At 62.9% G+C, this 20699-nt stretch carries 21 protein-coding genes; 12 read left to right on the forward strand and 9 right to left on the reverse strand.

The features are described 5' to 3' along the window. The first annotated feature begins 141 nt into the window (after positions 1-141). Entirely contained in the window at positions 142-1917 is a 1776-nt protein-coding gene (aspS, locus tag JQ629_RS23655) for an aspartate--tRNA ligase (protein WP_212414699.1), read from the forward strand. Here the strand turns inward: aspS and JQ629_RS23660 are convergent. Next, positions 1914-3902: an aq_1923 C-terminal domain gene (locus JQ629_RS23660; RefSeq protein WP_212414700.1), complete on the reverse strand. Its 1989-nt coding sequence runs from the start codon at positions 3900-3902 to the stop codon at positions 1914-1916. The genes aspS and JQ629_RS23660 overlap by 4 nt on opposite strands. A 262-nt stretch (positions 3903-4164) precedes the next feature. Between JQ629_RS23660 and JQ629_RS23665 the strand changes: the two genes are divergently transcribed. Continuing rightward, a complete protein-coding gene (locus tag JQ629_RS23665) occupies positions 4165-6474 on the forward strand; it encodes an NADP-dependent malic enzyme (protein WP_212414701.1) in 2310 nt (769 codons plus the stop codon). A gap of 125 nt (positions 6475-6599) precedes the next feature. Next, positions 6600-7049 carry a DoxX family protein gene (locus JQ629_RS23670; RefSeq protein WP_212262303.1) on the forward strand — a complete coding sequence of 150 codons (450 nt, stop codon included), beginning with the start codon at positions 6600-6602 and terminating at the stop codon, positions 7047-7049. Between the two features lie 18 nt (positions 7050-7067). Here JQ629_RS23670 and JQ629_RS23675 read toward each other — a convergent pair whose 3' ends face one another. The 4 genes from JQ629_RS23675 to JQ629_RS23690 all read right to left on the reverse strand — a co-directional run bounded on the left by JQ629_RS23675 (position 7068) and on the right by JQ629_RS23690 (position 11281). Continuing rightward, entirely contained in the window at positions 7068-7622 is a 555-nt protein-coding gene (locus JQ629_RS23675; RefSeq protein ID WP_212414702.1) for a dihydrofolate reductase family protein, read from the reverse strand. Between the two features lie 25 nt (positions 7623-7647). After that, entirely contained in the window at positions 7648-8616 is a 969-nt protein-coding gene (locus tag JQ629_RS23680) for a polysaccharide deacetylase family protein (RefSeq protein ID WP_212414703.1), read from the reverse strand. A gap of 198 nt (positions 8617-8814) precedes the next feature. After that, complete coding sequence (locus JQ629_RS23685) at positions 8815-9408, reverse strand: glutathione peroxidase (protein ID WP_212414704.1); 594 nt, start codon at positions 9406-9408, stop codon at positions 8815-8817. An 82-nt stretch (positions 9409-9490) separates the two neighbouring features. Beyond that, complete coding sequence (locus tag JQ629_RS23690) at positions 9491-11281, reverse strand: L,D-transpeptidase (RefSeq protein ID WP_212414705.1); 1791 nt, start codon at positions 11279-11281, stop codon at positions 9491-9493. Positions 11282-11537: 256 nt separating this feature from the next. Here JQ629_RS23690 and JQ629_RS23695 point away from each other — a divergent pair, with 256 nt between their 5' ends. Continuing rightward, a complete protein-coding gene (locus tag JQ629_RS23695; RefSeq protein WP_212414706.1) occupies positions 11538-12098 on the forward strand; it encodes a CreA family protein in 561 nt (186 codons plus the stop codon). 40 nt (positions 12099-12138) lie between these two features. Here JQ629_RS23695 and JQ629_RS23700 read toward each other — a convergent pair whose 3' ends face one another. Next, complete coding sequence (locus JQ629_RS23700; RefSeq protein ID WP_349631315.1) at positions 12139-12366, reverse strand: hypothetical protein; 228 nt, start codon at positions 12364-12366, stop codon at positions 12139-12141. Between the two features lie 234 nt (positions 12367-12600). Between JQ629_RS23700 and JQ629_RS23705 the strand changes: the two genes are divergently transcribed. The 6 genes from JQ629_RS23705 to JQ629_RS23730 all read left to right on the forward strand — a co-directional run bounded on the left by JQ629_RS23705 (position 12601) and on the right by JQ629_RS23730 (position 16473). Then, on the forward strand, positions 12601-12762 hold the full coding sequence (locus tag JQ629_RS23705; RefSeq protein WP_192733365.1) for a hypothetical protein: 162 nt from the start codon (positions 12601-12603) through the stop codon (positions 12760-12762). 304 nt (positions 12763-13066) lie between these two features. Next, positions 13067-13231 (forward strand): hypothetical protein, encoded by a 165-nt coding sequence (locus JQ629_RS23710; protein ID WP_192733364.1) that lies wholly within the window; start codon positions 13067-13069, stop codon positions 13229-13231. Between the two features lie 132 nt (positions 13232-13363). After that, the gene (locus tag JQ629_RS23715) at positions 13364-13684 is read left to right on the forward strand and encodes a hypothetical protein (protein ID WP_502753267.1); all 321 of its coding nucleotides are present in this window, start codon (positions 13364-13366) and stop codon (positions 13682-13684) included. 122 nt (positions 13685-13806) lie between these two features. Continuing rightward, positions 13807-15060, forward strand: coding sequence for a serine hydrolase domain-containing protein (locus JQ629_RS23720; RefSeq protein WP_212414708.1), 1254 nt, complete (start codon positions 13807-13809; stop codon positions 15058-15060). 116 nt (positions 15061-15176) lie between these two features. Then, positions 15177-15359, forward strand: coding sequence for a hypothetical protein (locus JQ629_RS23725; RefSeq protein WP_212038108.1), 183 nt, complete (start codon positions 15177-15179; stop codon positions 15357-15359). A gap of 148 nt (positions 15360-15507) precedes the next feature. Then, positions 15508-16473, forward strand: a complete 966-nt coding sequence (locus JQ629_RS23730) for a tetratricopeptide repeat protein (RefSeq protein ID WP_212414709.1) — start codon at positions 15508-15510, stop codon at positions 16471-16473. A gap of 34 nt (positions 16474-16507) precedes the next feature. Here the strand turns inward: JQ629_RS23730 and JQ629_RS23735 are convergent, their stop codons facing one another. The 3 genes from JQ629_RS23735 to pdxR all read right to left on the reverse strand — a co-directional run bounded on the left by JQ629_RS23735 (position 16508) and on the right by pdxR (position 18533). Then, complete coding sequence (locus JQ629_RS23735; protein ID WP_212262271.1) at positions 16508-16777, reverse strand: DUF6719 family protein; 270 nt, start codon at positions 16775-16777, stop codon at positions 16508-16510. Between the two features lie 11 nt (positions 16778-16788). Further along, entirely contained in the window at positions 16789-16941 is a 153-nt protein-coding gene (locus JQ629_RS23740) for a hypothetical protein (RefSeq protein ID WP_212392033.1), read from the reverse strand. 71 nt (positions 16942-17012) lie between these two features. Then, on the reverse strand, positions 17013-18533 hold the full coding sequence (pdxR, locus tag JQ629_RS23745; RefSeq protein WP_212414710.1) for a MocR-like pyridoxine biosynthesis transcription factor PdxR: 1521 nt from the start codon (positions 18531-18533) through the stop codon (positions 17013-17015). Between the two features lie 85 nt (positions 18534-18618). On the opposite strand from pdxR, the gene JQ629_RS23750 reads away from it, so the two are divergent. Together JQ629_RS23750 and JQ629_RS23755 are read left to right on the forward strand one after the other, a co-directional pair. Continuing rightward, a complete protein-coding gene (locus JQ629_RS23750; protein ID WP_212414711.1) occupies positions 18619-19344 on the forward strand; it encodes a pyridoxamine 5'-phosphate oxidase family protein in 726 nt (241 codons plus the stop codon). A 56-nt stretch (positions 19345-19400) separates the two neighbouring features. Then, positions 19401-20678 (forward strand): ArgE/DapE family deacylase, encoded by a 1278-nt coding sequence (locus tag JQ629_RS23755; RefSeq protein WP_212414712.1) that lies wholly within the window; start codon positions 19401-19403, stop codon positions 20676-20678. Positions 20679-20699: the final 21 nt, after the last annotated feature.

The following is a 20699-nucleotide window of genomic DNA, read 5'->3' on the forward strand; positions in this document are numbered from 1 at the left end:
CAAAACAGGGGCCGCCACTGGTTGCCGCGCCTGACCTCGTCGGGTAAACCCTGCCGCAGCTCGGGCAGGCCTTGTTCCCCGATTCTTGTTCTGGATTCTTGGCCCTCGATTCGACCTCCAATATCAGTTTTTGGGATTTCCATGCATCGCTACCGGTCACATACATGCGGCGCGCTCCGCGACAGCCACATCGGCGAAACCGTTCGCCTCTCGGGCTGGTGCCACGTCATCCGCGACCATGGCGGCGTGCTGTTCATCGACCTGCGCGACCATTACGGCATCACCCAGTGCGTGGCCGACAAGGACTCGCCGGCGTTTGCGGAAGTGGAAAAGTTCCGTTCGGAGTGGGTGGTGCGGATCGACGGCAAGGTTCGCCATCGTCCCGAAGGCACGGTGAATGCCGAACTGCCGACCGGCAAGATCGAGATCTATGTCAGCGCGGTCGAAGTGCTGGGGCCTGCCGGCGAGCTGCCGCTGCCGGTCGCAGGCGAGCAGGAATATCCTGAAGACATAAGGCTTAAGTACCGTTTCCTCGACCTGCGTCGCGAGAAGCTGCACCAGAACATCATGACCCGCGGCGCGATCGTCGATTCCATGCGCAAGCGGATGAAGGAGCAGGGCTTCTTCGAATTCCAGACCCCGATCCTGACCGCGTCCTCGCCGGAAGGGGCGCGCGACTTCCTGGTGCCGTCGCGGATTCATCCGGGAAAATTCTACGCGCTGCCGCAGGCGCCGCAGCAGTACAAGCAGCTGCTCATGATGTCGGGCTTCGACCGCTATTTCCAGATCGCGCCATGCTTCCGCGACGAGGACCCGCGCGCCGACCGCCTGCCGGGCGAGTTTTATCAGCTCGACGTCGAGATGAGTTTTGTCGAGCAGGAAGATGTGTTCGCGTCGATGGAGCCGGTGATTACCGGCGTGTTCGAGGAGTTCGCCAAAGGCAAGCCGGTGACAAAAGGCTGGCGGAAGATTCCGTTCGCCGAAGCCTTGAAGAAATACGGCAGCGACAAGCCGGACCTGCGCAACCCGCTCGAGATGCAGGACGTGTCAGAGCATTTCCGCGGCTCCGGTTTCAAGGTATTCGCGCGGATGCTGGAAGATACGAAGAACCAGGTCTGGGCGATCCCCGGACCAGGCGGGGGCTCACGCGCGTTCTGCGACCGGATGAACTCCTGGGCGCAAGGCGAGGGCCAGCCCGGCCTCGGCTACATCATGTGGCGCGAGGGCGGCGAGGGCGCAGGTCCGCTCGCCAACAACATCGGACCGGAACGCACCGCTGCGATCCGCAGCCAGCTCGGGCTCAAGGAAGGCGATGCCGCGTTCTTCGTGGCCGGCGACCCCGACAAGTTCTGGAAGTTCTCTGGTCTCGCACGCACGAAAGTCGGCGAGGAGTTGAACCAGGTCGACAAGGACCGGTTCGAGCTCGCCTGGATCGTCGACTTCCCGATGTATGAGTATGACGAGACTGAGAAAAAGGTCGACTTCTCGCACAACCCGTTCTCGATGCCGCAGGGCGGCCTCGACGCGCTCAACGGACAGGACCCGCTGACCATCAAGGCGTTCCAGTACGACATCGTCTGCAACGGCTACGAGATCGCCTCCGGCGGCATCCGCAACCACAAGCCCGAGGCGATGGTGAAGGCGTTCGAGATCGCGGGCTATGGCGAGAAGGATGTCGTCGAGCGGTTCGGCGGCATGTACCGCGCGTTCCAGTACGGCGCCCCGCCGCATGGTGGCATGGCGGCTGGCGTCGATCGCATCGTGATGCTGCTGTGCGGCACCACGAATTTGCGCGAGATATCGCTGTTCCCGATGAACCAGCAGGCCGTCGACCTGCTGATGGGCGCGCCGTCTGACGTCGCGATCAAGCAGCTGCGCGAACTGCACATCCGGCTCAATCTGCCGGACAAGGGTTAAAGCCCGGTCGAAGCCTCGATCCGGAATTGCGCCAGCGCAACCATCGGATCGGTCTTCAACAGCTGCATGAGCTGCATCGCCGGCACCTTGCCGAGCGGGGTCAGCTTTATGTTGAGCGTCTGGCCCGGGCTCTCGACAAACCGGGCGACCGCTTCCACGGCGGCGCCGGCGTCGGGATTGGTGGCCGCGGCCTGTTCGCTGCCGGACCTGATGCCCTCGACGATGGCGCTCCGCGCCGCCTCGCGGCTGACATTCTGGAGACGGGCATATTGCGCGACCGCAAGGTCGATGCCGCCGGTATCACGCAGCGTGAGGTCGATCGCGCCGGCCTCGATCTGCCCTGCCATGGCCACCGCCTGGACCGCATTGGGCGAGAATACCCCGCGCGGCACGTTGGCGAGCGACACCCGCAGCGACGCCTTGGCGATGCCGCCGAGGTCGAGCGTCACCGGTTCGAGCGCGAATGCGCGTGACGCCTCCGTCCAGGCCGCGCCGAGATTAAGATCGATGGCCGCCTTGTCGAGGCCGGCCGTGACCAGCACGTCCTGGCCGGGAATTCGCGCATCGAGCGGGGCCGACATCTTCAGCGCCAGCTGCAACTTGCTCGGGATCGGCCCGATGAACTGGCCCCAGTTGAGTGTGAAGGCGTCGATGTTGACCGGACGGCCGGTGTCCTTGAAGGGCGCCGCGAGCGCCTTGAGTTCGATACCCTCGATCAGCGCCAGCATTCCGAGTGCCTGGTCGGGCGGTGGCTGCTGCGACGGGTTGGAGAACAGCGCCGACATCCGCATCAGGTTGGCGACATCGAGCGATTTGAGCGCAAAACGTCCGAGCTTGATGGGACCCTGTGGCGTTCGGCCGTCGACACCTTCAATCGCGAATTCGTCGACCTTGCCGTTATCGAGGTTGAAGCGCATCGCTGCGAACTTCAACTGGCCGTCCGGCATCTCCACCGACGACCCCCGCATCTCGGCATTGCCGATCCGGATGCCCTCATACAGCTTGGCGACCTTCTCGATCAGCGCGCGGGTCTGCGCGGGTGTCGGAGGCGCGGCGCCGGGCGGCGGTATCAGCGACAGCAGATCCTGCAATTGCATCCGCGACGGCCGCAAGCCCACGTCATCGGCGACAAAGCTGTCGATCCGCATGAGTGGGCCTTGGCCGGAAGTTATGACATAGGGACCGGCCGTGATCTGGCGGTAGACGCGGTAATACTGGTCGTCGCCAGCCTTCTGCGGATCGAAGATGGCGGCGATCGCGTTGATATCGATGTCATAGCCCGCGACATTTGCGAGATTGCCGGTGAGCTTGTCCGGCTTGCCGGTGGGTGGCTGGGTATTGGCGGTGAAGATCACAGCGTCGATCTTGGTACTGGCGATCTTGCCGTCCTTGATGCCCTGGATCGCAAGGCCGGCATAGGCGACCTCGCCGCCGCCCGGCGTCGCAACGCCCTGGTTCATCGTTGCGGTCAGGCTGGGCGCCGTGATCGACGTCGCCGCAACGCCTGCGAACTGCTCGAGTACGGACCGGTAGACGTCCGCAAAAGACGACGAAGACGGCGGCCGCTGCAGGCTGGCGGGGCCGGAATAGTCCTTCACAATGATCCGCGGCACCTTGTAGGCGAGGCTAAGAGCCGGCTGCGGGGCCATGGCCGCGCCGATCTCGACATCGGTGATGTCGATGTTCTCGGCGGAGAAGCGCGCCGGGTCCGGCTGGCTGACGCCGGAGGCCGTGAGGCTGCCGATCTTGACGCTGACGGGCGGTTGCGCAGCCGATTGAGCGGTGATTTCGGCAATCGTGACAGTGCGGCTCAAGAGGTCGAACGACACCTTGCCGCGGCTCGCCTTGCCGCCGGCCACGCGAACCTGCTCAAGCGCGGCGTCGAGCTCGCTGGCTATTCGATGCTGGGTATAGAACTGAAAGCCGAAGAAACCGCCCACCGCGATCACGATTGCGGCAACCAGGCCGCTCAGAACCTTTACCATTCGGGCAGCTCCGGTTGCCGGTTGGGCGGAGGGCAATTTGCCGTTGTCGGTCGAATGACCGGGGATGGGGAGGGGTCATGGTACCGGGTTCGATCGTTTGCGTCGATCCGCCGGCCTCCGCGCCCTGTTGATGGGGGCTCCATCAGCTGTTGCATCCAAGCGGTTGCGCGTGCTTCACATCCGGCTCAATCTGCCGGCAAACTGACCTCGTCCGGACGTGGCGAAGAAATAAGAGATCGGGACCGGGAACGCGGGAGTATGCATGTCGTCTTATTCTGAAGATCTCCATTCCGCGGCACTGGCGTACCATCGGCTGCCGCGGCCCGGTAAACTGGAAATTCAGGCCACCAAGCCGCTCGCCAACCAGCGCGACCTGGCACTGGCCTATTCGCCGGGCGTTGCGGCCGCCTGTACCGAAATCGCCAACAATCCGGCTGAAGCGGCGACCCTGACCGCCCGCGCCAATCTGGTCGCCGTGGTCTCCAACGGGACGGCCGTGCTCGGCCTCGGCAATATCGGCCCGCTGGCGTCGAAGCCGGTCATGGAAGGCAAGGCGGTCCTGTTCAAGAAGTTCGCCGGGATCGACGTCTTCGACATCGAGATCGCCGCCGATACGATCGAGCGCGTGGTCGAGACGGTGGCGGCGCTGGAGCCGACCTTCGGCGGCATCAATCTGGAAGACATCAAGGGGCCGGAGTGCTTTGAGATCGAGGCGCAGCTCAAGGCGCGCATGAAGATTCCGGTGTTTCACGACGACCAGCATGGCACCGCCATCATCGTCGCCGCCGCGATCACCAATGCGCTGCTGCTGAACGGCAAGAAGCTCGCCGACATCAAGATCGTCTGCTCCGGGGCGGGTGCTGCCGCGATCGCCTGCCTCAATCTCCTGGTGTCGCTGGGCGCGCAACACAAGAACATCTGGGTCTGCGATATCGACGGCGTCGTGCACGAGGGCCGCAACACGCTGATGGACCGCTGGAAGGCGGCTTATGCGCAGAAGACCAGCGCGCGCGTGCTCGCCGACGTGATCGGCGGCGCCGATATCTTCCTAGGACTATCCGCGCCCAACGTGCTGAAGCCGGAAATGGTCAAGGCGATGGCGGATCAGCCGCTGGTGATGGCGCTGGCCAATCCGAATCCGGAAATCATGCCGGACGAAGCGCGAAAAGCGCGCCCGGACGCGATGATCTGCACCGGGCGAAGCGACTTCCCGAACCAGGTCAACAACGTCCTGTGTTTCCCGTTCATCTTCCGCGGCGCGCTCGACGTCGGCGCCACCGGCATCAACGAGGAAATGAAGCACGCCGCGGTCGACGCAATCGCACAGCTCGCGCGCGATCCGCCGTCGGACGCGGTGGCGCAGGGCTTCGACAGCGGCGAAACCCAGGGCTTTGGACCGGGCTCGCTGATCCCGAGCCCGTTCGATCCGCGCCTGATCCTGCGCATCGCGCCGGCTGTCGCCAAGGCCGCGATGGATTCCGGCGTGGCGACACGGCCGATCAAGAATTTCGACGAATACACCGCGTTGCTGGAGCGCTTTGCGTTCCGCTCCGGCCTCGTCATGAAACCGGTATTCGCCAAGGCGAAATCCCAGCCGGTGCGGGTGATCTATGCCGAGGGCGAGGACGAGCGCGTGCTTCGCGCTACCCAGGTGGTGCTTGAAGAGAAACTGGCGCGGCCGATCCTGGTCGGGCGCCCCTCGGTGGTCGAAGCCCGGATCAAGCGGTTCGGTCTTTCGATCAAGGCTGGACAGGATTTCGACCTCGTCAATCCCGAGGACGATCCGCGCTACCGCTCCTACGTCCAGACCTATATCGACGTCGCCGGAAGGCGCGGTGTCACGCCCGAGGCCGCGCGCACCGTGGTTCGCACCAACGCCACCGTGATCGCGGCACTTGCCGTGGTTCGCGGCGAGGCCGACGCGATGATCTGCGGCGTCGAGGGCCGCTACATGAGCCATCTGCGTCATGTCCGGGAAATCGTCGGCTTCCTGCCGGGCGTCAGCGATTTTGCGGCGCTGGCGCTGCTGATCACCAGCAAAGGTTCCTATTTCATCGCCGACACGCAGGTGAGGCCCAATCCAAGCGCCGAGGAATTGGCCGAGATGGCGTCGCTGGCGGCGATCCACGTCCAGCGCTTCAACATGAAGCCCCGCGTTGCCTTCGTGTCACATTCCGACTTCGGCAGCTATGATACCGAGTCTTCGCGCAAGATGCGCCTTGCTACCGCCTTGCTGCAGGAAAAACATCCGGAGATCGAGGCGGACGGCGAAATGCAGGGCGATACCGCGTTGTCGAAGACGGCGCGCAAGCTCGTGCTGCCGCATTCGAAGCTGGAAGGCGAGGCCAACATCCTGATCATGCCGAACCTCGATACCGCCAACGTCGCCTATCAGATGATCAAGGCGCTGGCCGATGCGCTGCCGGTGGGACCGATTCTGATCGGACCGGCGCGTCCGGCGCATATCCTCACCCCCTCGGTGACCGCGCGTGGCATTCTCAACATGACGGCGGTTGCCGCCGTCGAGGCCCAGGAGCGCGCCGGCCGTTCGCAACCGTCCCTGTTCGGCTAACTGATGTCGACGGGTTCTAACGCGGATGGTTTCGATTTGATCGTTTGAAAAGCAGGGGCGAAACGCTCATAATCGCTTTGCGCGACCGCTTGTGACATTGCATTGCCATCCAGTGAGGCCGACCCATGCCAGCGTTCTTTACCTTCGGGCGAGTTTTGTTCGCCGTGCTCTTCATCTACACGGGAGCGACCAAGCTCTTCGGCATCCAGCAGACGGCGGATTTTATCGCGTCCAAGGTGACCATTCCCACACTGCTCGCGCCCTATACCTCGCAGCTCGAAACCATCACGGGCATGCCGACGCCGCAATTGCTGGCGCTTTCGATTGGCGGGTTCGAGATCATCGCCGGGCTGATGATCGCGGTTAATTTCGGCGCACGGTTCTTTGCGATCCTTTTGATCTTCTTCGTGCTGACCGCCACCTTCTATTTCCACGATTTCTGGAATCAAGCCTCGCCCGAGAACGCCAAGACGCTGATCGACGCGTTGAAGAATCTCTCGATCGTCGGCGCCCTGTTCATGATCGCGGGCTACGGCCGCGGGCCGCGGTCGTCGGAACCCGCCTACGACGTCTAGACTAGAGCGGACGTGTGTTCAGGTCCGCCGCCACGGCGTGACGGTGACGTCAGCCGCCGGGTCGAGTATTTGCCGTTGTCCGGCGCGTAATCCGTGCGACGCCAACACCTGCTGCGGCGAGCGCGCGGGTACCCCGGGGAAGCAGGGCTCGCCGTCCGGCAGCCGCACGTGCGGGGCCTGTGACAGCCAGAACTCGTCGTAGCGGTCCATGAACATGCCGAACACATAAGGGCCGCCGATCACGGCCACCGTGCCGGCGCGTATTCCGGTCTGCTCGCAGGCGGCCTCAAAGGAGGCGCCCGCCGGATTCCACAGCGTGGCGTTGGGATTGGACGGATCGGGCGCAATCGCGCGCACCTTTCGCGTCAGGATGAGGCGCTTGCGCCGCGGCGAGTTCGGCTGGTCCTCGAAGGAATTGCGGCCGTGCAGGATCAGGTCGGTGCGGTCGAGGGCGGCCGTGAAGAACTGCTTGTCGCCCTCGAACCGCAATTCGTCAGGCATGACATTGCTGGCGTTCGCCAGCATGCCGTCCGCCGAGACGATAACGTAGCCTTCGATGCGGAGCGCCGGCATGGACTTGTCGCCGAGTCGAAGCCGATTATTCCGAGATCGTTTGCACGACGCTGGAAACCGGGCGCGAACTCACCGTCGGCAGTTTGGCCTCTTTCAGTAGACTCTCGTCAAACTGCGGGAGGGTCTGTATCGGCGCCTTGGCGCGCATCGCGACCACCTTGTAGCCGCCGGCCTTCAGCTTCTTCAGGAGTTCGGGCAGGGCTTCCGCGGTGTGCTTCTGGAAGTCGTGCATCAGGATGATGCCCTTGCCGAGCTTGTCGACTTTGCGCATCACCGTCTCGATGATTTTCTCCGGCTTGCTTGCCTTGAAATCGAAGGAGTCGAGATCGCAGGAGAAAATCGCGATGTTGCGCGTGCCGAGATAGGTGACGATTTCCGGCGGGTGCTGCAGCGCCGGAAAGCGGAAGAACGGCGCCGGCGAGGTGCCGCCCAATGCCCACTTGACGGCGCTAAAACCTTTCTCAATCTCTTCCTTGCGCTGATCCTCGCTTAGCTTCTTGTTGACCAGGGCGGCGTGCGACCAGGTGTGCGAACCGACCGCGTGGCCGGCCGCGTAGACCTGCTTGAGAATTTCCGGATAGTAGGTGGCATGCTTGCCGATTGGGAAGAAGATGCCCGTGGTGCATTCTTCGGCGAGCGTCTTCAACACCGACGGCGTGTTGACCGGCCACGGGCCGTCGTCGAATGTCAGCACGACTTCCTTGTCGCGCAGGAAGTCCAGATCCTTGAAATGCTCAAAGCCGAAGCCGGGGCCGCCTGTCGTGTCAATCTCGACGGTGCGTCCGATGCCGAGTGCATTCGGGTTGGCGCATGGTGGCCGGGCCGGAGCGGCCGCTGCTTTCGGGGCCGGCGCTGCCTGGGGCGCTGCGGCAGCGGGCGCTGGAGCGGCCGGCGGCGCAGCCGCGCCCTTGGCCGGCGGCGTTTGCGACCAGGCCGCGCTTGAGGTCAACAACGAAACCGCGCCTGCAAAGATCAACCCTGCCGCAATACGCATCTTGTTTTCCTTAAATGATCCCGCTTCCGGTACCGGCTTTGCCGTCTCCCGGCTGCTTCCCGCCCCAACCCACAATACCCTAGTTGCAGCGACCTCGCCAAGGCAACGGCTGTCACACAGGGCAGCTGATTTGTCGCCGAACCAGTTAATTCAGGGGATTATTCCCGCTGTTTCCACGCATTGCCCGCAAGCGACCCGTTAGCCGCTTCGTTCGGAAGCACCTTGTGCGAGCGACCGCGCAATCGCGGTCTTCACCCGCGTATCCGAGGGGTCGACGGATTCCGGGAAGACTTCGGCGATATAGCCGTCGCGGCCGATTAGATATTTGTGGAAGTTCCAGCGCGGAACATCCTTCGGCCGTGCTTCTGCTGCCCATTTGTAGAACGGGTGCGCATTCGGCCCTTTCACGATGGCCTTAGCCGATATCGGGAAGGTCACGCCGTAATGGTGCTGCGCGGTTGCTGCGATTTCGGTCGCGCCGCCTGGTTCCTGGCCGCCGAAATCGTTGGAGGGAACGCCGACGATCATCAGGCCGCGCTTACTGAACTCCGTCCACAATTCCTGCAGCCCCTTATATTGCGGCGTGAAGCCACAAAGCGAGGCGGTGTTGACGATCAAGAGGGGACGGCCGGCATATTCCGAAAGCCTGATATCGCCGCCGGCCAATCCGCCAAACGAAAACGCGTAGGCAGTGATCCGGCTCATGCCGGCCTGCGCGTTGGCGATCCGGGCCGAGCCGATGCCCGCAATGGCGGCCAGCGTTGCCGTCATCATGGTTCTGCGGTCGATCATGGCCGGCCTCGCGCGAGATTCATCGGCGCAAAGCATAGCAGAGCCGATGAATCGGCGCCGCTCAACAAGCTGTTATGGCGAGTTAGCGCAAGGGAACGATGAAGTCGGTGCCTTCGCCGGTTTCGCCGGTGTTGATGCCGTGATCGGACACCACGATCGAGCCGCCCGTCGTCAGGGCCTCGGTGATGCGCGCCATCGCTTCCGGTGGCACGGTGATGCGGTCCAGTGCTTCGGCCGGGCTGTTCGGCGCCGGTGCTGGCTTGGCCTCGGCCGGGGCGCCGCCGGCGACCTTGCGCCGGCGCGAGGCGCGCTCGTCTTCTTCCTTGAGGGCCGCGTTGCGGGCGGTCACCGGCAGTGACACCACCGACCAGCGCAGGAGATTGGGATCGTTCTTGTCGACTTCCGCCGTGAACACATGCGTGCCCAGCATCCGCTCGCTCGGCGCGATCGTCACGGGCACGTCGAACAGCGGCGTGAAATTCTGCCGCACGTAAAGCTTGCCATCCTTGCGGCTGACAAACACTGCGATCTGCCCGGTGCGCTTCGGTTCTTGCTTCGCCGCGGCCTTCTCGACACCTGGCAGGCGCGACGGATCCTTCTTCACATCGGGCGCGACGGCAGGTGCATCGGCGATCGCCTTGACGGGCTCTGCCGGTTTCCCTGCCTTTGGTGCTTCAGTTTTCGTTGTATCGACCTTGGGCGCGTCCGCCTTGAGCGTCCCGGTTTTCACCTCGTCCGACTTCGCCTCATCCGGTTTCACGTCAGCCGATTTGGCCTCGACCGGGGTGTCGCTGGCGGAGATTTCGCGCTTGGTCGTGTCGCCGGTCTCAAACGATTTGACCTCGGCCGTTGCAGCATCCGACGGTTTGGACTCGGACGATGTCACTTCGGCCGATTTGCTGTCGGTGGACGCGCCGTCGGCGCTTTTGGCGGGCTCTGCCTCAGCGTCCGATTTCACCGGCTCGGACTTCGCAGCATCGCCGGACACCGGCAGTCTGCTCGCCGAGGACGAAGCATCGGACATCGTAGCGGCATTGGCCGCCGGCATGACTCCACTGGCATCTGCAGTGTGGGTTCGTTCGCGCAACGGCGTCCGATCGGGGCTGCCGTGACCGACGGTCGAACGCAATTCCAGGCTCGCTTCGGACTGCGCGGGCTTGATTGCCGATCCAGCGTCCGCGCCCTTGTCGGATTTCACCGCCGGAGCGTCCGACATCGGCTCGTCGGCGGCCACAGGTTGCGCCACGACCTTCTGCGCCACCAATAGCGGGTGCGAGAAACTCGAAGGCGTCATTTCGCCGGGCGTGACGATGACCCGCGCACCCATCTTGGTCCAGTTCCACATCTTCGCGGCAAAGGCCATCGGCAAACGGATGCAGCCGTGCGACGCCGGATAGCCGGGCAGGGCGCCGGCATGCATCGCGACACCCGACCAGGTGATGCGCTGCATAAAGGGCATCGGCGCGCCGCTGTAGATGTTGGAGTGGTGCATCTTGTGCTTCTGGATGATGCTGAACACGCCCATTGGGGTCGGATGGCTTTTCGTGCCAGTCGACACCGGACTTTCCGCGAAGATTCCGTTGGCGTCGTAGACCCTGACCTTTTGCTGGTTGATCGAGATCGCGATGATCAGGGGGCCCTGCGGCTTGGCGCTGATTTCCTTTTCGGCGGCCACCATAGCCTTCGAGGGCTTGCGGGCGCGCTGCTTGCGCGGCTGGGCTGACGGTGCCGGCCGGTAGAAGCTGGGGTCGGAATCCTGCCAATAATACAGGGCGGCGTCGGCATGGGAGGAGGCGCCGATGGTGCCTGCGGCAACCAGAATAGCTATTTGCCAAAATCGCTGGTTCGCACTGCTTACGCTCGTACTATTCAACCCAAAAAGCCGATGCCCGCTCACGCCCAAATTCCCTGAGTCCAGATCGTCGAATCCGATGTTCCGATGATCATTTGTTGTTGCAGACGCGAAAAGCGTTCACCAGCTTAAGCCCTCTAAACCCGCGCTTTTCGCCGCAAGCGTAGCAAAAAAGCCTCACATTCCGTTAAACGCGAGCTCCCCCGCTCCGTTCCTCAGCCTTCCTGTGCGGCATTTGCACATTACATAACCGGTGGGTCCTTCAGCGGAGATAGAAATGACATTCAAGGCCATCGGTAAGTGTGACAAGTCATGGAGAAATCTGGCCTTGGGCGTGTCGTTGGCGGTGTTGGCCGCGGTGGTGTGGCATGCCGGCCCGGCCTTTGCCGCCGACGAGCCGGACCTGATTTTTCGCCGCTCCACCGTGTTCAAATGGCTGAGCCCAAATGACAAGCTTGCAACCTACGGCGTCGACGACCCCGAGGTCGACGGAGTGGCCTGCCATTTTACGGTACCGGAGAAGGGCGGTTACAAGGGCTGGCTCGGGCTTGCCGAGGAAGTTTCAGATATTTCACTGGCTTGCCGCCAGATCGGGCCGATCCGGTTCAAGGACAAGATGTCCCAGGGCGACGACATGTTTCGCCAGCGCCGTTCGCTGTTCTTCAAGAAAATGCAGATTGTCCGCGGCTGCGACCCCAAGCGGAACGTGCTGGTCTACATGGTATATTCGGACCGGCTGATCGAGGGGTCACCCAAGAACTCGACGTCCTCGGTGCCGATCATGCCCTGGGGAGCCGCCGACGCCGCGGTGCAGAAATGTGGCGAGTTCATCCATTAGCCCAGATGCGGCGATCCGGATCAGGCGGCCGTCCCGGGGCTTACCGTTTCACCGGATTGGGATGTGGGCGGACCTCTGAGCAGTCCTTGATTTTAGGGTCCCTCACCTTGGGCTCGTGGCAGCCCACCAGCCGCACGAACTTCTGAGGCGAGCACTGGTTGTCGCCCATGACAGGGGCGCCTTGCTGCGACATCGCACCAGCCATCTGTTGCTGGCCGGATTTGCGGGGCGAGGATTGATTGCCAACACTGATGTTGCCATTGCCCACGACGGCTATCCTTTGTTGGATGATGAACGAGAACAACGCCGAACCAACAGGAAAAGTTGCACCGGGTGTTCGCTTGAGTCTGCCGGACCGACGCTTCGGTTCACAGTTGAGTTTGCTGCGCTGCGGCCTATTCAGCAGACAATGATTAAGAACTTGAATTAAGAACTTGCGACGGCGTCGAACCAGCTGCCCGCAACGGGCGTCTCATCTCCAGATGGTGAATGGAGACGTCAGATGCGCGCCCTCAGCTGCATAATTGCTCTGGTTTTCGTCCTGACCGGCCCGTCGCTGGCCGGCAGCGCCGATCGCGACATGCCGGGGGTAGGGACGTTCACCTATTGCGGATCGCCGGTGGTGACACCCGAACCCGATTTGAGCGCCTTCGATGGCGAGTGAGGCAGTTTCGCCTCTCTTCGGCGGGTACGCGGCAGGGCCCAGACTCAAAATCGCGAAAACAACCCCATGCAAAGTAGAATGGCCCCGGCTCGCAGGTGACCCGTAGCTCTGTCCAGCCATTGAACACATATTGAAATCATTGGGTTTTTCTCGTCAATGTTTCGTCCCGGCAGGCCGACGAAACAATTCACCCCTGCGATGAAACCATTTTCCGCTTCTGGCGCAGATATCCGGAAACAGCCGTTGCTTATCACTCTGCCAACGAAACGGCGGGGACGCCGGCACCCAAACCGGAGACAGTCAAATGCGGACCATCAGCTTCATCCTCGCCTTCGCCTTCATCCTTGCCGGTCCCTCGATCGCTGGTTCCTCGGATCAGGGCTTGCCCGGCATCGGCACCTTCTCCTACAACGGCGCGCCGGTGACGACCTCGGCTCCGCAGTCGATCGTTGTCGCAGCTGTCAACTAATCGCAGCTAACAGCTCGCAAGAGAATTTGCCGGTAAAGGCTCAGTATGTTTGTACGTTTTGGTGCCGTTGCGATTTTGGTTTCCTGCCTGCTGGGCGCATCAGCCCAGGCCCAGACCCAGTTAACGGCGCAGATGCGGTTCCAGCAGGGGCCGATCGGCTCGATGTTCAAGCTCCCCGATCCCCGCGGTGAGTTCGTACGGCAGTGCGCACCCCACATGGTGGGACGCTGGGCGCATCCCGAAACCGTTTGCACTTGCTTGCACGATCATGCAGCCGCGACCGTTGAGGACAACGACCTGCGCGAAGCGTTGCTGCGTGGCATCAGCGAGACCGGCGTGCCCACGATCGAGACCGCCTGGGTGCCGGCGTCGAAGCAGTCCGAAATCGGCCCGACCTTCACCAAGATCGCCAAGCCGACGCTGCAATGCATGTTCGAGCCGTCGTCGAACTAATATCCGAGCGCGAGCTTCTGACACCCATCCCCGGTACCTGACCCAGCAATCGAAGCCGTTGCCAGATCGGTGGCAGCGATTGTAAGGCAATGGTTGTTCGATGATTCCCGGGATGCACGCGATTGCGTTCACCCTCGCGCGTGAGCCAGTCGATGCAGCCGGGACGAATTCTGCTGTCATGCCTTCTCGTGGTGCTGGCAAGTCCTGCCTTTGCCGCACCTGATGAGGAGCTGCTGGGTAAGGCCAGGAATTACCCGCTCGGCACCCGCGCCAACTGGTTCTTCGATGAAGGCGTGCGGGTTGGATCGTTCAGCCATCTCGACGAGATATTGCCGCATAATAGGCTGAGCAAAGCCGTGTCTCCGCTGCCGCTTGCCGCAGCCGGCGGCGATGCAAAGCTCGGCTATCGGTTCGAAAACCAGAGCCGGACGCTAGACGATTTTCTCAGCCACCAGCGCGTCACCGGATTGCTTGTCATCAAGGACCGCACCATCCTGTTCGAGCGCTACCAATACGATCGAAAACCGGCGGATCGCTTCGTTTCGCATTCGATGGCGAAATCCGTCGTCAGCCTCGCGGTCGGGATGGCGCTTGCCGAAGGCAGGATCGGTTCGTTGGACGATCTGGTTTCGAAATACGTGCCAAAGCTCGCGGGCAGTCCCTATGGCGAGACCACCATACGCAATGTTCTGCGAATGTCGTCCGGCGTGCAGTTCAAGGAAGCCTACGACGGCAATGACGATCTGACGCGGTTCACGATTGCCCGTAACCGCGAGGGCTCGATATCAGCGCTGCGCCAATTCCAGACCCGCGAAGCGGTGCAGGGCACGCGCTTTCACTATGCCTCCAGCGAGACCGTCATCCTGGCCGTGCTGCTTCGCGCGGTGACCGGCACCACGCTCAGCGAATATCTGACCGCGCGGCTGTGGCAGCCGATGGGCGCAGAGGCCGATGCGACGTGGGTGCGGACCACCGACGGCACCGAAACCGGCTCGGGCAGTTTCAATGCGACCCTGCGCGACTACGGACGCCTTGGAATGCTGCTCGCCAATGATGGCGCGGTCGGCGGCAAGCAGATCGTGCCGAAAGATTATCTGCTGGATGCGACCGACTGGCACCGGCAACCCCAGGCGTTCGCGCCGGGAAAGGCCACGCCGTATTTCGGATACGGCTATCAGTTCTGGCTCTACCCCGGCGAGAAGCGAAGGTTTGCCTTGCTGGGCGTTTACGGCCAGTCGATCTTTGTCGACCCCGGGCTTAAACTCGTGATGGTGATCACCGCGGTGGCCAAGAACGCCAGTGTCGGAAAGGAATCATTTGCCCGCGAGCGCGCCGCCGTTTGGCGTGGAATCGTCGGCAAGTACGGCAGTTGGTAAGGTTCGGCGGGCTGGCGAGACGGCGCGAATCGATGGCGCCGCGTCTGGGAACTTGCAACAGGAATGCTTAAGACGGCGGCAGTTGAACCCCGGCAGGGCCGGCGCGACCAAGTGACATGTTGCTGTCCGAATTCATAAAAGACCTCCTGTGGGCGGGGGCACATTCCGTGTTCATGAAGGTGGGCGCCTGGCTCGATAAGAAAATCGACGGGCCTACGGTGAAGGTCGCCATAGGCATGGTTCTCGGGCTTGCATCAATTTTCTTCGTTGCAATTGTTTCCGGATTGCTAGGCGTCTGAATAGCCTGAAAGCAGGCGTGCTCCTGTTGCCGTCGTCGGTTTCAGTATGGCGACAACTGCGCGGTGACCCGTCAGTATGAACCTCTCTGGCCTCTGAAGACACAAAAGGCGCGTATGTCGCGGAAGAACCGCGACGGAGGCATATGTGATGAAGGCCATGAAAGCATCTCTCCGCATTGCGGTCACCGCGCTGGCCCTGAGCCTGTCAGTCATCGTGCCATCCTACGCCGAGCAGGATGAGGCAAGCCGTCTCAACCAGGAATCCAAGGAACTTTATCGGGTCGGAAAGTACGCGGCAGCGCTTCCGCTGGCCCAGCAGTTGCTGGCCATTCGCGAGAAGGAGTTTGGTACCGATGATGCAATGGTCGCGATGCCGCTGAATGACCTGGGCACGATCCACTACAATCTGGGTCAATACGCCGTTGCCGAGCCACTGTACAAGCGTTCATTGGCTATCAGGGAGAAGACACTCGCTCCGGACCATGCCGAAGTCGCAAGCGTGCTGAATAATCTCGGCGAACTCTACCGCACGACAGAGCGTTTTGCCGAGGCGGAGCCGCTCCTCAAGCGGTCGATCGCCATTCGTGAGAAAACGGTCGGTCCTGACGATCCGGACATCGTGCTGGCGCTGAGCAACCTGGCCGCTCTCTATAGCAATCAGCGTCGATACGACCAGGCTGAGCGGTTGTTCAAGCGCGGGCTGGCCGTTCTCGAGAAGGCGCACGGTCCGAGCGATCCGAACGCCACGGTTTTGATGAATAACCTGGCCGATGTCTACACCAACCGGCGTCGTTATGCCGATGCCGAGCGGCTGCTCAAGCGGTCGATTGCCGTGACCGAGAAAGCGTTCGGTCGCGACCATCTTGATGTTGCGCAGGCGCTGAACAATCTGGCCGCTGTTTATGGGCGGCAGGGCCGTAACGCCGACGCCGAGCGGCTTTACAAGCGGGCGGTGGCCACCTTCGAAAAGACGGTCGGCCCGAACCATCCGGACCTCGCGGATGTCCTGGAAAACCTGGCCCGTCTCTACAAGGATCAGAGCCGCTACGCCGATGCCAACGCACTTTTGAAGCGGTCGATGGCCATTCGCGCGAAGGCAGGCTCGCCTACCTGAGATAGCGACTATCGCGGTTTAATGAGTGCGCGCCCTACCGCCTCTGCTTCGTCCCCAGGCGCGCAATGCATTTGCGGACGCGCAGCACGCCCGACGTCGTCATCTGCGAGCCCGAGACTTCCTTGATCTGTCCAGCCGGGCATGTTCCGTCGTCGACAAGGATGCGCTGACCCAGCCGCAGATCCAAGATGTTGCGCTCATTGGGGACCACCTGCTGCGCGGCGGCCGGTGAGGCGAGCAGGCACAGGGCAAGGCCGGCGGGAAGTGCAAGAGCCGCGGCCGTCACGGCCTTCGTGATTGCCAAATTGGCCTCCCTCACTTGCTCTGGATCTTCAGCCCGTCGGGGCCGAGATTGATCTGCACGCCCTCGGGCTGTTTCTTGGCCTGATAGAGATTGTAGCCGAGCACGCCGACGGCAACGACCAGCACACCGATGATCAGGTACATGACGTTGCGATTGCCAAGCATCGGGTTTCTCCATCGTGACGACTATGCAATGCATTTAGCGGATGCGGCGGCGATTCTCCTAGGGTGCTAAGTTAGCGCGCCGATCGGGATCGCGCCGACGCCGGCCTTCGCGATTTGCCGGTTCCGCCGATGTCCGGCTTCCGGTTGTCCCGCATCGCCGCCAGCGATGCCTTGGCCAGTTTCTCGGCCGACGCTTTCAGTTGCGGAAGCGGGTGGCCGGCAAATCCCAGCACAAATCCCGGCAGCGGCCGCGCGCGCGCATAGGTGTCCGCCAGCAGCCAGCCTTCGACGCCGGCCGCGGATTTGGCGAGAGCTGCAACCTGCGCGTCGACCGACGGATCGAACCGCGCCACCAGATGCAGGCCTTGCGACGGCACCGGCACGGAGAGGCGGCCTTCCGAAGCCGACGACAGTGTCGAGGCCAGAACGTCGCGGGCCTCGCGGTAGAGCCCGCGCACCCTGCGCAGATTGGCAGCGAACGCGCCGGAATTCAGCATATCAGCCACAGCGCCTTCCAGCAGCGTGCCGGGAAAGCGGTCGAGCGCGGCGCGCGCCGTCGTCACCGGTCCAATCAGCTTCTCGGGCAGCGCGCAATAGCCGATGCGCAATCCGGGAAACAGCGTCTTTGAAAACGTGCCCATGTAGATCACGCGCTGCAAATGATCGATGCCGGCAAGCGACAGCAATGGCGCGCCGTCATACCTGAACTCGCTGTCGTAATCGTCTTCCAGCACGAAGGCATCGGCATCCCTGGCCCAATCGAGCAGTTCCAGGCGGCGGCTCATCGACATCTGCACGCCGAGTGGAAACTGGTGCGAGGGCGTCACATAGGCCGCGCGCGCCGATGGCGCTGACGTGCGGCCTTTGGCGACGATCAAACCTGATGCGTCGACTGGAACCGGGGCCGGGCGGTAGCCGCAATGCTCGATGGCGCGCCGCGCGGCGGGATAGCCGGGGTCCTCGCACCAGACCCGATCGGCCGGCTTGAGAATGGCGCTGAGCACGATCCGCAGGGCGTGCTGGGTTCCCGAGGCCAGCATGATCTGGTCCGGGTCGCAGCGCAGCCCGCGTGCCGACAACAGATGATCGCCGATGGCGGTGCGAAGTTCGCGGCTGCCGCGCGGATCGCCGTAGTGCAGGTGGTCGGTGCCGAAGGCGCGCATCCGCCGCCCGACAAAGGACCGGAAGCGTTGCAGCGCCCGGTCGTCGATATGCGTGCAGCCGAGCGACAGGGTGCCCTGTGGCGGCGTCTCGATGACGATCCTGGCCTTGCCGGCGCCGCTCACCTGCGCGGGGATGCGCGCGGCGACGAAGGTGCCCGAGCCGACAATCGCGACCGCAAACCCGTCTGCGATCAGCCGCTCATAGGCCGTCGTAACCGCGTTGCGGCGAAAACCGGTCTGGCTTGCCAGGGTGCGCGAAGGCGGCAACGGTTCGCCGGGCTTCACGATGCCGCTGACGATGGCGTGGCAAAGCGCCTGATAGAGCCGGTGCGGCGAAGAGGCCCGCGGCGTCACATGCGGTCCGGAAAGGTCGAGCGGCAGCTCGGTCTTTCGCGGCGGCACAGGAGAATTGGTCGGAATTTTTCGCATGGAATTGGCACTATCGCAGACCAAATTCGCCGGTACAACTATTCTAATCGTGACCAATCCCTGACCAACCCTTGCAGGAGCTGCCGTGACCGAAAGCGTAACCACCGACTCGTATGCCGTGTCGCGGCGCAACCGGGTGAAGCGCATGCATGAGCGCGGCCGTTACGATCACGCAACGGTCCACAGCCTGCTCGACGCTTCGATGCTGTGTCACGTTTCCTACGTGATCGACGGCCAGCCCTATTGCACGCCGACGTTCTTCTGGCGGGAAGGAAGCAGGCTGTACTGGCACGGCAGCAGCGCCAGCCGCATGCTGGAGAACCAGTCGGACGGGCAGAAGGTCTGTCTGACGGTCGCGCACCTCGACAGCCTGGTGCTGGCAAGGTGCGGCTTCAACCATTCGGCGGACTACCGCGCCGTGATGGCCTTCGGCACCGCCTACATCGTCACCGATCCGGAGGAGAAGGCGCGTGCGCTGGTCGCGATGGTCGACCGGTTCTTTCCCGATCGTACCGCGAGCCTGCGACAGAGCACCAAGCAGGAAATCAAGGCGAGTGCCGTCATCGCGATGGAGATCGAGCAGGCATCGGCCAAGGTTCGCACCAAGGGTGTTGCCGACGATGACGAGGACTATGCGTTGCCGGTTTACGCCGAGCGCATTCCGGTGCGGACCGTGATCGGCGCGCCGGAACCTTGCCCGCGGCTTCTCGACGGTGTCGAGCGCCCGGAATCGCTGGGCGTCTATTCGGAAGGTCGTCTGCTCGATGATGCCTTGCGGGAGGCCCATCTTCTGCATTACCCCGGCGGCTGAGATCGGGCTAGGGTGGCTCGTTCTCGTGACCTGCAATCTTCGATTGGAGCCGCCGCATGACCACCGATACGCAACAAAGGATTCTCGACGCCGTCGATGCCGGCTTTGATGCGCAGCTTGCGACGACCCGCGACTTTGTCGCGATCCCCTCGACCCGCGGCGCCGAGGGGCCGTGCCAGGACATGATCGGCGATCTCCTGCGCGCGCGGGGCTACGAGGTCGACGACTGGCATATCGACGTCGAGGATCTGAAGGATCTGCGCGGCTTCGGGCCGATCGAGCATGATTTCTCCAAGGCGCGCACCGTGGTCGGCACCTACCGTCCGCCGACCAATGGCGGCAAATCGCTGATCCTGCAGGGGCACTGCGACGTGGTGCCGGCCGGCCCGCTCGACATGTGGGAGACGCCGCCGTTCTCGCCGGTGATCAAGGACGGCAAGATGTATGGCCGCGGCGCCTGCGACATGAAATCGGGCACCATCGGCGCGCTCTATGCGCTGGATGCGATCAAGGCCGCCGGCCTGCGGCCGACCGCGCGGATTCACTTTCAGTCGGTGATCGAGGAGGAGAGCACCGGCGTCGGCGCGCTCTCGACCCTGCAGCGCGGCTACCGTGCCGACGCGTGCTTCATTCCGGAGCCGACGGGCGGCAAGATGGTGCGCTCGCAGGTCGGCGTGATCTGGTTTCGGTTGAGGGTGCGCGGCATTCCCGTGCATGTGGCTTACGCGGGCTCCGGCTCGAATGCGATCATGGCGGCCTATCATCTGGTTCATGCGATCGGCAAGCTCGAGGCCGAATGGAACGAGCGCGCCAAGGCCGATCCGCATTTCAAGACGCTGACGCATCCGATCAACTTCAACCCCGGCATCATCAAGGGTGGCGACTGGGCCTCCAGCGTGCCGGCGTGGTGCGATGTCGATTGCCGCATCGCCGTGCTGCCGGGCTGGTCGATCGCCGATTGCCAGAAGGAGATTCTGGCTTGCGTCTCCGCCGCCTCGCGCGACCACCGCTTCCTCTCCAACAATCCGCCCGAGGTGCAATGGTCGGGCTTCCTGTCGGAAGGCTACGAGCTGAAGGACTCCGCCGCACCGGAAGCGGCCTTCGGCAAGGCGTTTGGCGCCGTCTATGGCGGCAAGGTCGAGGACCTCGTCTTCACGGCCCTGACCGATACCCGGTTCTACGGCCTGAACTACAACATCCCGAGCCTGTGCTTCGGCGCCAGCGGCGCGGCGATCCACGGCTTCAATGAATATGTCGATCTGGATTCGCTGCGCAAATCGACCAAGGCCACCGCGCTGTTCATCGCGGAATGGTGCGGGGTGGAGAAGGTGTAATTCTCTCCGCGTCATTGCGAG

It is taken from the genome of Bradyrhizobium sp. AUGA SZCCT0222 (assembly GCF_018130205.1).
In the GTDB taxonomy this organism is placed as follows: domain Bacteria; phylum Pseudomonadota; class Alphaproteobacteria; order Rhizobiales; family Xanthobacteraceae; genus Bradyrhizobium.

What these genes read in the sequence shown, in the direction of transcription:
- JQ629_RS23695 (WP_212414706.1), top strand. Translation starts at nt 11,538, where the DNA reads ATGACATTCAAGGCCATCGGTAAGTGTGACAAGTCATGGAGAAATCTG.
- JQ629_RS23725 (WP_212038108.1), top strand. Translation starts at nt 15,177, where the DNA reads ATGTTGCTGTCCGAATTCATAAAAGACCTCCTGTGGGCGGGGGCACAT.
- JQ629_RS23705 (WP_192733365.1), top strand. Translation starts at nt 12,601, where the DNA reads ATGCGCGCCCTCAGCTGCATAATTGCTCTGGTTTTCGTCCTGACCGGC.
- pdxR (WP_212414710.1), bottom strand. Translation starts at nt 18,533, where the DNA reads ATGCGAAAAATTCCGACCAATTCTCCTGTGCCGCCGCGAAAGACCGAG.
- JQ629_RS23730 (WP_212414709.1), top strand. Translation starts at nt 15,508, where the DNA reads ATGAAGGCCATGAAAGCATCTCTCCGCATTGCGGTCACCGCGCTGGCC.
- JQ629_RS23675 (WP_212414702.1), bottom strand. Translation starts at nt 7,622, where the DNA reads ATGCCGGCGCTCCGCATCGAAGGCTACGTTATCGTCTCGGCGGACGGC.
- aspS (WP_212414699.1), top strand. Translation starts at nt 142, where the DNA reads ATGCATCGCTACCGGTCACATACATGCGGCGCGCTCCGCGACAGCCAC.
- JQ629_RS23755 (WP_212414712.1), top strand. Translation starts at nt 19,401, where the DNA reads ATGACCACCGATACGCAACAAAGGATTCTCGACGCCGTCGATGCCGGC.
- JQ629_RS23710 (WP_192733364.1), top strand. Translation starts at nt 13,067, where the DNA reads ATGCGGACCATCAGCTTCATCCTCGCCTTCGCCTTCATCCTTGCCGGT.
- JQ629_RS23740 (WP_212392033.1), bottom strand. Translation starts at nt 16,941, where the DNA reads ATGCTTGGCAATCGCAACGTCATGTACCTGATCATCGGTGTGCTGGTC.
- JQ629_RS23670 (WP_212262303.1), top strand. Translation starts at nt 6,600, where the DNA reads ATGCCAGCGTTCTTTACCTTCGGGCGAGTTTTGTTCGCCGTGCTCTTC.
- JQ629_RS23665 (WP_212414701.1), top strand. Translation starts at nt 4,165, where the DNA reads ATGTCGTCTTATTCTGAAGATCTCCATTCCGCGGCACTGGCGTACCAT.
- JQ629_RS23660 (WP_212414700.1), bottom strand. Translation starts at nt 3,902, where the DNA reads ATGGTAAAGGTTCTGAGCGGCCTGGTTGCCGCAATCGTGATCGCGGTG.
- JQ629_RS23680 (WP_212414703.1), bottom strand. Translation starts at nt 8,616, where the DNA reads ATGCGTATTGCGGCAGGGTTGATCTTTGCAGGCGCGGTTTCGTTGTTG.
- JQ629_RS23685 (WP_212414704.1), bottom strand. Translation starts at nt 9,408, where the DNA reads ATGATCGACCGCAGAACCATGATGACGGCAACGCTGGCCGCCATTGCG.
- JQ629_RS23715 (WP_502753267.1), top strand. Translation starts at nt 13,364, where the DNA reads ATGCGGTTCCAGCAGGGGCCGATCGGCTCGATGTTCAAGCTCCCCGAT.